9 protein-coding genes are annotated in these 13483 nt (G+C 51.8%); 1 reads left to right on the top strand and 8 read right to left on the bottom strand.

Going from position 1 to position 13483, the window contains the following annotated elements:
- Positions 1-23: 23 nt before the first annotated feature.
- Both VGN67_RS01450 and VGN67_RS01445 read right to left on the bottom strand, forming a co-directional pair.
- Positions 24-2594 (bottom strand): ABC transporter permease, encoded by a 2571-nt coding sequence (locus VGN67_RS01450; RefSeq protein WP_327484978.1) that lies wholly within the window; start codon positions 2592-2594, stop codon positions 24-26.
- Entirely contained in the window at positions 2578-3261 is a 684-nt protein-coding gene (locus VGN67_RS01445) for an ABC transporter ATP-binding protein (protein WP_327484977.1), read from the bottom strand. Before VGN67_RS01445 ends, VGN67_RS01450 begins: the two co-directional genes overlap by 17 nt.
- 111 nt (positions 3262-3372) lie before the next feature.
- On the opposite strand from VGN67_RS01445, the gene VGN67_RS01440 reads away from it, so the two are divergent.
- Positions 3373-4053: an arylesterase gene (locus tag VGN67_RS01440; protein WP_327484976.1), complete on the top strand. Its 681-nt coding sequence runs from the start codon at positions 3373-3375 to the stop codon at positions 4051-4053.
- 51 nt (positions 4054-4104) lie between these two features.
- Here the strand turns inward: VGN67_RS01440 and VGN67_RS01435 are convergent, their stop codons facing one another.
- The 6 genes from VGN67_RS01435 to VGN67_RS01410 all read right to left on the bottom strand — a co-directional run bounded on the left by VGN67_RS01435 (position 4105) and on the right by VGN67_RS01410 (position 13470).
- Positions 4105-6279 (bottom strand): c-type cytochrome domain-containing protein, encoded by a 2175-nt coding sequence (locus VGN67_RS01435; RefSeq protein ID WP_327484975.1) that lies wholly within the window; start codon positions 6277-6279, stop codon positions 4105-4107.
- Positions 6280-6554: 275 nt separating this feature from the next.
- Entirely contained in the window at positions 6555-8009 is a 1455-nt protein-coding gene (locus tag VGN67_RS01430; RefSeq protein WP_327484974.1) for a DUF1501 domain-containing protein, read from the bottom strand.
- A gap of 5 nt (positions 8010-8014) precedes the next feature.
- Positions 8015-10342: a PSD1 and planctomycete cytochrome C domain-containing protein gene (locus VGN67_RS01425; RefSeq protein ID WP_327484973.1), complete on the bottom strand. Its 2328-nt coding sequence runs from the start codon at positions 10340-10342 to the stop codon at positions 8015-8017.
- A gap of 203 nt (positions 10343-10545) precedes the next feature.
- Positions 10546-11874, bottom strand: coding sequence for a rhamnogalacturonidase (locus VGN67_RS01420; protein WP_327484972.1), 1329 nt, complete (start codon positions 11872-11874; stop codon positions 10546-10548).
- Between the two features lie 221 nt (positions 11875-12095).
- On the bottom strand, positions 12096-12683 hold the full coding sequence (locus VGN67_RS01415; RefSeq protein WP_327484971.1) for a hypothetical protein: 588 nt from the start codon (positions 12681-12683) through the stop codon (positions 12096-12098).
- A 238-nt stretch (positions 12684-12921) separates the two neighbouring features.
- Positions 12922-13470: an REP-associated tyrosine transposase gene (locus VGN67_RS01410; RefSeq protein WP_327484970.1), complete on the bottom strand. Its 549-nt coding sequence runs from the start codon at positions 13468-13470 to the stop codon at positions 12922-12924.
- Positions 13471-13483 lie beyond the last annotated feature (13 nt).

The following is a 13483-nucleotide window of genomic DNA, read 5'->3' as shown; positions in this document are numbered from 1 at the left end:
GTATCTTTAATAATACGCTCCTTTTACACATCCTGCCTTAGCACTTCCAGCGGAGGCCGCGACAGGATGCCCCGACTGTTGATCAGCCCGATAAATACAGTAATCAGCGAAACCAGCCCGAAAATAACCAGCACCGGCAGCAGCTCAGGCCGGAACTCGGTTTCGAAACTAAACCGCGCCAGGGCCCAGCTCCCCGCCAACGCCAGCAGAATACCCGTAGCAGCGGCCAAAGCCCCCAGGAAAAAGTACTCTAGCGCCGTAATGGCAAAAATCTGCCGGCGACTGGCCCCCAGCGTACGCAGCAGCACACTTTCCTGAATACGCTGAAATTTGCTGATCAACACCGACGCCACCAGTACCACCAGCCCCGTCAGTATACTGAAACCCGCCATAAACCGGATGACAAAGCCTATTTTCTCGAAGAGGTCATCCAGTACCTTCAGTACCAGCCCTAGATCTATGATCGATACGTTAGGAAACTGCCGCACCATAGCCTGCTGAAACCGCGCCGACACCTCCTGGGAAGGTACGTGGGTGAGCAGTACGTGAAACTGCGGCGCATCTTCGAGTACACCCGTCGGGAACACTACCACAAAATTGGTCTGAATCCGGTTCCAGTCTACCTCGCGGAAGCTACCCACTACGGTAGATATCAGACTACCCTGTACATTAAAGCTCAGCGTATCGCCCAAGCTGATGTTACTGCGCCGGGCAAAGCCCTGTTCCAGCGAAATAGCCGGCAGGCCGGGGGCGGGAGCTACCCCCTGCCAGGCGCCTTCCGTTACTTTTTCGGAGGGGGTCAGGGAATCCCGGAAGGTTATGCGGTACTCCCGGCCGTAGAGCCAGCGGGGTACGTCAATGGTAGTGTCCTTCTGGGCTTCGGCCGCCGTATAGCCATTTACTTCTTCCAGCCGCATGGTCACAATAGGTACTGTCTGATCCACGGGCAGGCCCTGCTGCCGGGCCAGCGCCAGTACCTGTTCCCGCTGCGCCGCCTGAATATCAAACAAAACCATATTGGGCTGATTGCCGCTGCTCGACAGCGTAACCCGGCTCAGTAGTATTGTCTGCACAAAAAAGAGCGTACAGATAAAAGCGGTACCCAGGCCAATGGATACCATCAGGATGACGGTCTGGTTGTTGGGGCGGTAGAGGTTGGCCAGCCCCTGCCGCCACAGGTAGCTCCACGAGGTCGGGAAAAACCGGCGCACCAGCCATATCAGCAACGAGGCCATCCCGATTAGTACAAAGAAAGCGGCCAGAACACTGCCCGTAAAGACCAGCGCCTCCCGCCAGTTCTTCATTTGCAAAACCGTAAAACCAAAGATAAACAGCAGGATAAGTCCGTAGACCAGCCACGCTAGTGGATCTCTTTCCCGCCGGGTCGGCTCAAACGAGGCCCGAAGTACCGTAAGCGGAGACACTTTGCGGATGGATAGCAGGGGCAGCAGGGCAAACAAAATGGAGATAAGTACCCCCAACGCGAGACCCTGCCCTATGGCTGCCCAGGATATATCGGTAGTGACCTCGATGGGCAGGAAGTCCTGGATAACCAGGGGCAGAAACTGCTGGATAAGGGTACCTAACAGCGCCCCAAGCAATGATCCGACGATACCGATACCGGTGATCTGAATCAGGTAAATCAGGAAAGCCTGCGACGCCTTCACCCCCATACAGCGCAGCACCGCAATGGAATTGAGCTTTTCGCGCACATAAATATGAATGGCACTGGCTACGCCGATGCAGCCGAGCAGCAGCGCTATAAAACCTACCAACGACAGAAAACGGGTGAGGTCACGGAAAGAGCGGCCGGTGTCTTCTTTTTGGCTTTCAATGGTTTCGTAGTTCATGCCCTCCACATCCAGGCGGGGCTTAATTCTTTTAACCAATTGGGCGGCATTTGTCTGCGGAGCCAGTTCAAAGAAGTACTTGTATCTGATCCGGCTCCCCTTCTGAGCCAGGCCGGTTTGGCTGAGATAACGCAGGGGAATGTACACCGACGGCGCCGCTGTGGTAGAAATGCCCGTTTGTCCGGGTGCTTTCAGAAGTACCCCCGCAATGGCGAAAGTGACCTCCCCTACCTTAATGGAATCGCCCACCTGCGCCTCATACTGGAGCATCAGGGTTTGGTCTACCAGGGCCTGTCGCTGGTTTCGGAAAGCCCCGGAGGCCGAAACGGGAGTTGTTTCCAGTGCGCCGTAGTAGGGAAACTCCCCCTGCAGCGCCCGGATCTGGACCAGGCGTGAGCCGCCATTTTTAGGGAAATAAATCATCGAGGGGAAGCTCCGCTCTTCGGAGCGCCGGGTACCCAGCGAATCAATCAGCTTCTGCATCTTCGGCCCGGCCGGCCGGTTGCCCGAAAGTTCCAGGTCGGCGCCCAGCAGGGAGGCCGCCTGGTTATCAATATTCTGCCGCAGGTTGTCGCCCAGCGAGTATATCGCCACCAGCGCCGCTATTCCCAGCACCACCGACGATATAAACAACAGCAACCGGGCCCGGTTGCGACGGCTGTCGCGCCAGGCCATTTGTAAGAGCCAGGGGAAGTTCATTGTTTCTTTATAGATTTCATCCGAGTTTTCAACCGACTCTTTCATCTGAGCTGATCCTGCCTCCTTTTATTTTAATAATACGTTGGGTTTTGGCCGCCAGGTCCAGGTCGTGGGTTACCAGTACCAGCGTGGTACCCGCGTCTCTGTTCAGGTCAAAGAGCAGATGTACTACTTTTTCGCTGGTTTCGGCGTCGAGGTTACCGGTGGGTTCGTCGGCAAACAAGATCTGGGGCTTGTTGGAGAAAGCCCGCGCCAACGACACCCGCTGCTGCTCGCCCCCGCTGAGCTGGGTGGGGTAGTGATGGCTGCGGTCGGCCAGGCCTACTTTGTCGAGCAGGTCCAGGGCCCGGGGGCGAATATTTTTCTCGCCCCGCAGTTCCAGGGGTACCATTACGTTTTCGAGGGCGGTCAGGGTGGGCAGTAGCTGGAAATTCTGAAAGATAAAGCCAACGTAGCGGTTGCGTACCGCCGCCAGTTGGTCCTCGTTCAGCGTGTCCAGACGGGTGTCGTGCAGTTGCACGCTACCGGAGCTGGCGCGGTCGAGTCCGGCGCAGAGGCCCAGCAAGGTAGTTTTGCCGCTGCCGGAAGGCCCGACGATGGCCATTGTCGAACCGACGGGTACTTCAAAATTGACTCCATCCAGCACCGTCAGGTCCCGGTTGCCACTCCTGTATATTTTACTAACCTGTTGTAACGTAAGTATTGATTCCATGAAGGGTTTTAAATTATCTTGCCGTCCCGGATATTTCCGGTTTTTTTCTGAGCTTTTGCAGCCTTTATTTGTTTACAAAGTATTCGATCAAACTTTCAAATACAGTACCTTATGAATAAATTAATCTTTTTCAGCCTGTTTTGTTGGACAATTGGGCTAGTTTCCTGTAATAATAACAAACAGGAAGCCGCTGTCCAACAACCGGCTGCTACTCAGTCTGACTCCAGCGCTGCTGAACAACCCATAAAAACCATTCTTTTCTTTGGTAACAGCCTCACTGCGGGCTACGGTCTGGAATCTTCCGAAGCTTTTCCGGCCCTGATTCAGGAACGGATCGACTCCTTAAATATGCCCTATAAAGTAATCAACGCCGGCAACAGCGGCGAAACTTCCGCCGGGGGCAACAGCCGCGTCGACTGGGTTCTACGCCAGCCGGTCGATGTTTTTGTGCTGGAATTGGGTGGTAACGACGGCCTGCGGGGTATACCCGTCGCCGAAACCCGCAAAAACCTGCAATCCATTATTGATAAGGTAAAAGCCAAATACCCCGAAGCCAAAATAGTTCTGGCCGGTATGCAGATTCCCCCCAATATGGGCGCGAAGTACGCCACTGATTTTCGGGGCCTGTATCCCGAGCTGGCCCGAAAGAATAATATTATGCTGATCCCTTTCCTGCTGGAAGGTGTGGGTGGTGAAGTAAAACTCAACCAGCGCGACGGTATCCACCCCACCGCCGAGGGTCACCGTATCCTGGCTGACAATGTGTGGGAGGTCCTGCGGGAAGTGGTGTAGTACCTACTGATCTGATCCGTGGCACTGCTTTGAGCTGTGCCACGGGTAGATTCAGTTCACAAACACCTCATCCACCAGCAGCAGTGCCGGCTTTCCCTTACCGCTGTGCCACTCGGGCCTCTTGGCGAGGGGTTTGGCTACGATCTTTAAGTAGGAAACCGTCTGGGGCTTAAAGGTAACCTCGTACGCAGTGAGTGACGGTTTGGTGTCTTTGGTAGGTACCCTGGGCTTGAGAGTACTTAGCAGCTTCATCCCGGATTCTGAGGTACCTCCCCATACCTCCACCGCAGCGGGCGGGAAGATGCCCGTTTCCGGCTCCACCATCGTTCGCAGGGCTACGGAGGTTATAGTGACTGGCTTTTTAAATTCGGCAATGAAGGCCATGTCGTTATCCCGGACGCCCGCCCAGTTATTGGCCCAGGCGGGGCTGTTGGCGTTAAAAGTACCCAGTTTCTCATTGAAAAAAGTATCGGCGCCTTCGGCCTGATGTACCCGGTTAAGTGGAAACAGCAGTCGTACACTATCGGGCCGGTAGGTACCCCGGTAAAAATCAAATTGCGCCACTTTGCTTCCCAACCAGCCCACCTTGTAGGCTTTGGCCTTGATGGAAGTACTTGTACCAAGCACAGCGCCTTCCTTAAATACGGGCGAATGCACACTGTCGGGCTCGGTGCCGTCGGTGGTATAGCGGATCTCCACGCCCCGGATCGGATGCTCCAGTTGCAATGGCATTGACTCCTTGAAAATAGTGGAACTGCTACCTACCTGGGGCGGATTCAGCGTGAGGGGGTTCTGTCCATCGTCTTTGAAGCCGGCGATGAAATGGACGCCGGGAAATTCCTTTTGCAGCTGCGTTATTTCTGATTCGCTCAGCCCCGTATCCCATACGGCCACCGTCTGCAGACTTTTGAAGGAACGAAGAGGTTTCCGCAAATCTGTGTAGGTGACCTGAGTACCCGAAAGTGAGAGGCTCTTTAACCGGGTTAAAGAAGCCAGTTCATTGAGGCCTTTACCAGTAATATCCGTAAAATTAAGATTCAACTTTTGCAGATTTTCAAACTGACTGATCTTTTTCAGGTCGGCGTCCTTAACGGGCATCTTCGAGAGGTTCAGGAACACGATCTGCTGCCGCAGTTCATGCAGTTCCTCTAACTTCTCCGGGGTATAGTCATTTTGATTATAAATATTAACGGACAAAGCGGGCGATTCGCGGGCCAGGGGAGCAATGGTCCGGTAGTTGGTTGTGAGTTTATGTATAGTGGCTTCGTCCGCCGCGGCAAAGGTGTAAAGCTCCCGGGTACTTCCCGAGTTGAATAACCGGGTGGCAACAAGGCGTAAAGAATCCGTTGGGGGCAGGTCCAGTACTTTTTTATTGAAATCAGCCCGATCTTTCACCCACCAGGATAGCAGTGCCATCTCTTCCTCGGTCAACTGTACCTTGCCCTTGGGAGGCATGTGCTTTTTTTCCTCCGCAGGCAGGTGAATGCGCTGCAGAAACAGACTCAGTTCCGGCTTGCCGGGAACAAACAGCTCGCCTGTTTTTCCGCCTTTCCGAATGGACGCTTCGTCGGTAAGTAGTAAGTTGCCTTTCTTCTTTTCGGGATTATGGCAGCTCACGCACTTTTGCTCAAAGATGGGCTGGATGACGTGGTCAAATACCAAAGCTTCTTCGAGGGGTACCGGGGCTTCCTCCTCAAGGGTAATCAGGGGAGCAACCACAAAGCTGTCACCGTGGGTGAGGGTAGCGCCGTAGTGCCCGGCCGTCAACAGCAGCAGCACCGTCAGGACGGCCCCGCCCCGGGCCGCTGTAGTCCCGTACCAGCTTACATGGCGGCAGAAGTATAACAGGGTAGTCAGCCCGAACACACCCACACCAGTCCATTTATGCCACTGCAGTACTTCGCCGGAATAGCCTTCTTCCCGCGCCAGAAACAGGCCCATGATCACCGTCAACGCCGCCGTTAAGGCGCCAAACAAGAGTAGGTTATTCAAGAAAGAACGGTAAAAGGGCTGACTTGAGTAGGTACTATTGAAGCGAAAAAACTCCATTCCCATCGCCAGAAGCAGAATCACAATAGGGAAATGCAGGAGCAAAGGGTGCATTCTTCCTACGGCCTGCAGCCATAGGGGTACCACCAGCCGGTCTTCGACCAGTAGTAAAAACAGGATGAAGATTCCGGCTACAATAAGTACCTGTTCGGCAATGCCTTTGACTTTTCTGTTCATAAAGAACTCTTTTCTTTTGACTTAATTCAGACGTTAAGGCGATGCCAGCTTTTGCCCTCACGGCCGGGAGGCGCTCCTCCGGGCGGGCCCCGCCCTCTCAACGCCTCTGTGCTCTGTGGGACTGCGCAAGGCTCACGCACAACTGCCCACAGCGCAAGCGGGGCCGCCCGAGCGGTGGCTTATGAGAGGGCTGTTAAAGTTTCTATTTTACGTACGAGCATCAAATTTCTAGTAACAAGTCAAGCTAAAAGCTAACCGCTAATACCTAACAGTTTCTAGCTAATAATATCCCTCACCACTTTTCCCGAAATATCGGTGAGGCGGTACCTGCGTCCCTGATGTTTAAAAATCAGCTTTTCGTGGTCCAGGCCCAGCTGGTGCAGCACTGTAGCCTGAAAATCGTGGACGTGTACCGGATTGCGGCTGATGTTATAGCCCAGCTCGTCCGTTTCGCCGTAGACCATACCCGGTTTAATACCCCCGCCGGCCATCCAGATCGTAAAGCAGCGTGGGTGGTGGTCGCGGCCGTAATTATCCTTGGTCAGCTTGCCTTGGGTATAGCTGGTACGACCAAACTCCCCACCCCAGATTACCAGCGTTTCGTCCAGTAGCCCGCGTTGCTTCAGGTCGGTTACCAGGGCCGCCGAGGCCTGATCCACGTCCTTGGCCTGACTGGCAATTTCCATGGGTAGATTCCCGTGCTGATCCCAGCCCTGGTGGTACAGCTGCACGAAGCGGACGCCGTTTTCGGACAGCTTGCGCGCCAGCAGGCAGTTAGCGGCGTAGGTACCCGGTACCAGACAGTCGGGTCCGTAGAGCTTGATAATATCATCCGATTCTTTGGACAAATCCATGACTTCGGGAATGGCGGTCTGCATGCGGTAGGCCATTTCGTACTGCTTCACCTTGGCCGTAATTTCCGGGTCTCCAAATTCGTCGTAGGCCAGTTGATTGAGCTCAGACAAATTATCCAGCATAGCCCGCCGGTCGTGCCGGTCCATTCCTTCCGGATCGCGCAGGTACAGCACCGGATCTTCGCCCTTACTGAACTGCACGCCCTGATGAATAGAATCCAAAAAGCCGTTTGACCACAGCTTGGAATAAACGCCCTGCCCATTGCCGATGCCCCGCGAAAGAAGTACCGTAAAGTCAGGCAGATTTTTGTTTTCGTTGCCAAGGCCGTAGCTCAGCCAGGCGCCCATGCTGGGCCGGTTGCCCTGTTGTGAGCCGGTTTGTAAAAAGGTCAGGGCCGGATCGTGGTTGATGGCTTCGGTGTACATAGACCGCACAAAGCACAGATCATCTACGATTTTGGATGTATAGGGCATCAGGTCGCTGACCCAGGCACGGGATTCGCCGTACTGTTTGAAATCAACAAAAGAACCCACCAATGGAAACGAATCCTGATTGGCCGTCATGCCGGTAAGGCGCTGGGTACCCAGTACCGAGGGAGGAATTTCCTGCCCCATCAGGTCGCGTAGTTTGGGCTTGTAATCGAACAGTTCCTGCTGCGAAGGTGCCCCATTCTGAAACAGGTAGATGACCCGCTTGGCTTTTGGTGCAAAATGCGGAATGCCGACCATTAATCCCTCTTCGTCCCTACCACCACCTTTGAACAGATCCGGGATCATCAGTGACCCCAGGGCCACACTCCCCAGCCCCAGACTCAGCGTGGATAAGAAGCGACGCCGGTTGAAGTTCATACCGTGTTCCAGGATTTCCTTTTCCATACCGACTAGGTTTTCGTAATGGTTTCTTCCAGATTATACAGGCTGTTCACTACCCGCATCAGCGCCGCCAGTACCCGTTTATTCACGTTGGAAGGCAGGGGATACTCTCCTACGGCCACTGCTTTTTGGGCGGTAGTCACATCCAGCTTTTTTAGTTCTTTATCGTAGTAGGCAGTAAGTACCGAGAGCTCTTTTTCGGTCGGCTTCCGGCACACAATAAGCCGGAAGGCCTTGCTGATCTTGTCCTGTGTAGCACTCTTTTCCTGCAACAGCCGCGTAGCCAGTACCCGGGAGGCTTCCAGTACTGTTGGGTCGTTCATCATGACCAGCGCCTGCAGAGGCGTGTTGGTTTTTAACCGCCTGACTTCGCACTGATCCCGATTGCTGGCGTCGAATATACCCAGGGAAGGCGGTGGTACCGTACGCTTGATCAGCGTGTACATACCTCGTCGGTACAGCGCGCCACCGTGGTCTTGATTGTAGGTAGAGAGTAGCCCCCGCCCCGAGGTAGCCCCCTCCCATAGCCCGGCGGGCTGGTAGGGTTTTACCGATGGACCGCCAATGGTTTTGTTGAGTAATCCGCTGCTGGATAGTACCAGGTCTTTAATAAACTCCGCGTGGAGCCGATTGCGTGGTCCACGCGCCAGCAAGATATTATCCGGATCGGCGCGTAGCTCATCATCGGTGATCACCGCCGACTGCCGGTAGGTAGCGGAAAGTACCATCTGTTTGACCAGGCGCTTCATGTCCCAGCCGTGCTCCCGGAAATCAACCGCCAGCCAGTCAAGTAGCTGGGGGTGCGAGGGCAGGTCGCCCTGCATGCCAAAATCGCCGGAGGTTTTGACTAGTCCCTTTCCGAATAACTCCTGCCATACCTGGTTGACCACCACCCGGGCAGTGAGCGGATTGCTCTTGTCGAACATCCACTGCGCCAGACCCAGCCGGTTTTTGGGGTACTTAGTACTAAAAGGTAAAATAGAGGCTGGAGTACCGGCCTCCACTTCCGCGCCCGGATTATCGTACTCGCCCCGGTTGAGTATGAACGTTTTCCGAAGCGTGTCCAGATCCCCCATCACCGACACGATCAGGCGGTTGGTATCGGGTTTATTGATAAAGGTCAGGATGCTTTTGACGTCTTCGTTACTGATTTCCATGAGCGGTTTCTTGGCGTAGGTTTCGGGCCCGCCAATTACCGACTCTATTCCTTTTTCCTCTACATTATTAAAAAAAGCGTAGAGCTGGTAGTACTCTTTCTGCGTGAACGGATCGTACTTGTGGTCGTGACAACGGGCGCACTCTACCGTCACACCCAGCAGTCCTTTGCCCAGCAGGTCGGTGCGGTCGGTGACGTAGGATACGCGGTACTCTTCGGGAATCACCCCACCTTCTTCCGTAATCTTATGGTTTCGGTTGAAGCCCGTAGCCAATAGCTGTTCTTTGGCTACCCGTTCGTCAGCCTTGGGTAGCAGGTCGCCCGCCAGCTGCCAGGTCACAAACTGGTCGTAGGGTAGGTTTTTGTTCAGGGCGTGAATAACCCAGTCGCGCCAGGGCCATTGCGTGCGGTAGCCGTCGTCCTGGTAGCCGTGCGAGTCGGCGTAGCGGGCCAGATCCAGCCAGTACAGCGCCATCTTTTCCCCGTAGGCGGGGTTTTTCAAGAGTTGATCTACTGCTTTTTCGTAGGCTTTGGGACTCTCGTCCGCCAGGAACTGGTCCATCAGCGTCAGGCTGGGTGGCAGGCCGGTCAGGTCCAGACTGAGCCGCTTCAGCAGGCGTTCCTTGTCGGCTTCTTCGTTGGGCTTCAGTCCCGCCTGTTCCTGCCTTTGCAGGATAAAGTAGTCGATTTCGTTGCGGGGCCAGTCCTCATTTTTTACGTTGGGCATGGCGGGTTTCTTAGGTACCACAAACGCCCAGTGCTTTTCGTATTTGGCCCCCTGTTTGATCCACTTTTCGATCAAATCAATTTCCCGCTTCGTCAGTTTTAGGTTGGAATCCTTCGGAGGCATGAGATAGGTACTATCCTGAGAGGAAATTCGGAGAAAGACATCGGAAAGTTCGGGCTTACCGGGAACAATAGCGTGCGCTTTGGGATTATCGGCCAACGCTTTATACGCACTGTCGGCCATGTCGAGCCGTAAACCGGCCTCCCGCTTGTTGGCATCGGGGCCGTGGCAGGCGTAGCATTTATCGGAAAGGATGGGGCGAATGTCGAAGTTGTAGCTTACCTCGTCGGGCAGCGATTCATCCGACAGTCCGGAAGAACCTGTCGTACAGGCCTGTATAGTACAAACAATACCAGCCGCGATACAAATCCATACATATAGTTTCCTGCGCATACCAGTATAATAGTGATTCCAGGATGGGCTTTCCTTTGCCGGCCTTTGTAGTATTAAAGCAAACTTTTGTATTTTTTACTGTAAACCAAGCCCCTACACCACCTACTATTTTACAGGCTACCTGATATACGGCACCATGCGCACTACTGTACAGGTACTGCCACGAGCTTTCTCTCCGAAGTACTCAGACCGCGGAACAAACTTCAATGTACCTGTTTCCCATTCACCACCACATTTTTAAAAGTAAGGCCGTTGATGATGCTCTTGTTGTAGGTACCGTTTTTGGCTTCTATTTTCAAATTTTCAAAGCTGAATTGCGCTAATTTGTCATATTCGGTGATGGCGATGTCAAAGAAAACCGCACATTTCATGTCAATATTTTTCAGCGTAATGTGTTCCGAGTACGATAAAGGTACCTCCTTACGGCCTTTCAGGTCGAAGAATTGTGTCCAGGGCTTCACGTAGATCAGGCTATGGGCCTGACCCGTAATATTTTCTACCCTTATGTACTCATACTTCTGAGGAGTGTCGGGGCGCATTTTGAGCCACAATACCCGCATGGCCTCCTGCACGTTGCAGTTTCGCATCACGATATTTTTATTGTGAATGGCTTCGCTTCCGCAGGTCAGGGCCGCGTGGCAAAAGCCAAATTCACAGTCCTCGATCAGGATATTTTTGTTAGCCCCGTTGGTAGAGTCGGTGTCAGCCCAGGGACCTTTGCCGCCCTTCAACGCGATGGCGTCGTCGTTGACGGACATGTAGCAGCCCTTGATCAGCACATTGGTACAGGCATCAATATCAATGGCATCGGTGCTGGGTGCTTTGACCGGAGAATGGGGCGAAGAAATGTGCAGATCTAGAATTTTTACGTTGGAGCACTTGTAGTAGTGGCTGGTCCAGAAACCCGCATTGTGCAGGTTTACGTCCTGTACCTGCACGTCATTGCTGTTCCAGATAAAGACCAGCCGCGGCCGGCTTACTTCCAGATTGGTACACTGCGGATTCTCCTTGCGCCGCTGCCAAAAAGCTTCCCAGTACTTGAGTCCGTTGCCATCCAGGGTACCTTTGCCCGATATGGTAAATCCATTCACGCCGTAGGCATTGACCAGGGCCGGAAAGTACTCGAGGCTTTGTCCTTCCATCCGCGAAGGCATGCTGGGATAGTCCGCAATGTTATCCGAGCCTTTCAGTTTGGCTCCTTCGGAAACGTACAAGTGGGTTTTGGGCTTGAAGAAAAGGGCTCCGCTCATGAAGGTACCCTTCGGGATTACCACTACGCCTCCGCCCCGCCTGGCAGCTTCGTCAATAGCTTTCTGAATAGCCCGCGTCTGCACCAGGGTACTATCCCGTTTGACACCAAAGTCAGTAATGACAAACTGCTTTCCCAAACTACTCAGTTTTACTTTCGTATAATCCAGAAACCAGTCGGACATGGGGGTGCCGTCGGGGAAAACATTATTCTGGTTTTGCTGTGCGTGGATAGTTGAGGTCAGGCAAAAAAAGGCAAGTGCCAGAATACAGATATATCTCATTGTGAAGAAAACTAATAGTAATAAAAAAAACCTGCTGCCGCCAGTCTGCGACCGCGCGGCGTCCGCTGGTGGCTAAACATAATCACAGTCTATGACTGTAGTATCCAAAATACTAAATCAACTCAATCGATAGTAATCCTTTTTGATCTGCATAATCACGGGCGCTACTATACAAGTATTCCCACGAGTTTTCTACCCAGCCCGCTTTAACAGGGTTCTTATTAATCATTTAAGTGTCCCAAATCTAGTATATTATACATTTCTGCATAGTGTTCTACTATACGTCTGACTTTTGGAAAGGGTTCACTCATTTCCAAATCATAGTAACTAATAGACAAAACATTTTCTTCCTGGGAAATTAGGGGTAGATATTTCAAGATGCTTTTGGAAGACATGGCTGTTTTGTCTGAAATGTTAATTTCAGAATTATCTCTTAATACAAGCTTTAAGAAGTATGTATTTCCCGGGCGGATATATTCTCTTTCACTTTGAAAAGAGAATATATTACTCCATTGAACAAGACCATATTCTATGTTCCAAATTCCTTCATTATTTACTTTAAGTTTTACCTTTTGGTCTAAAATTTTATATATAAGGTAAAATGTTATACTATTGAGCACTACAAAGAAGATTATAGGTACAACTGAAACATAATGAAGAAAAAAGGCTGGTAATGTTAAACTATTTGTTTCCATATCCCAAAAAAAGAACAAGAAATCACCAATTAGAAACATAACCAATAGTGAACTCATGCCTCCGACAGAGGTTCTTACTTCTATTGATTTTTGAGAATTAGAGCTATTACTCATTATAAATGGTACCTAGATCAAGGTTAAAAAGTAATTTGATAGTCAAATATGCCTTTTTATCAATATCTTTCCTTATACCCTGCTGTTAAAACTTCTAATTGTTGATATGGGTAGTTGGGATAAAATTAAAAACAGTAAAGAAAGCGGTCGTTTTCCTCTGCTGCCGCCAGTCTGCGACCGCGCGACGTCCGCTGGTGGCTAAACATAATCACAGTCTAAGACTGTAGCATCCAAAATACTAAATCAACTCAATCATCAGTAATCCTTTTTGATCTGCATAATCACGGGCGCTACTGTACAGGTATTCCCACGAATTTTCTACCCAGCCCGCTTTCACGGGGTTTTCGTGAATATAATTAAGCTTTTGTTCGAGTACAGCAGGCGAATACAATTCAATGGGCTGATTGTGCTGCTGCCACACCTGAAAATTAACGTTATTATTGTTGAACTCACCACTCTTACGAAATATGGCGAGCATCCAATTGCGTCGACTTTCTTCCGGATTCGCCTCAATAGCAGCAAAAAACTTTTTGCTCGTAAACTTTTTAAGATCACGAATTACATCCGAAAGATTCTCCTCTTCCGCTCTTAAGATTAGGTGAATATGGTTAGACATGATGCACCAGGCATATACAACCAAACCTTTTTCTTTCTGGCAGTAGCGTACGCTTTCGAGGAAAATATCCCGATACTCCTTGCGAGTAAACAGATCAATCCAGCCGACAACGGTCATGGTGACAAAATATACCCCACCCTCTTTTACCACCAGCGGACGCCGCGCGGTCACAGACTGGCCGTAG

It is taken from the genome of Telluribacter sp., from assembly GCF_035998675.1.
Taxonomy (GTDB): Bacteria; Bacteroidota; Bacteroidia; order Cytophagales; family Spirosomataceae; genus Telluribacter.
This window is presented reverse-complemented; position numbering and strand designations above follow the sequence as displayed.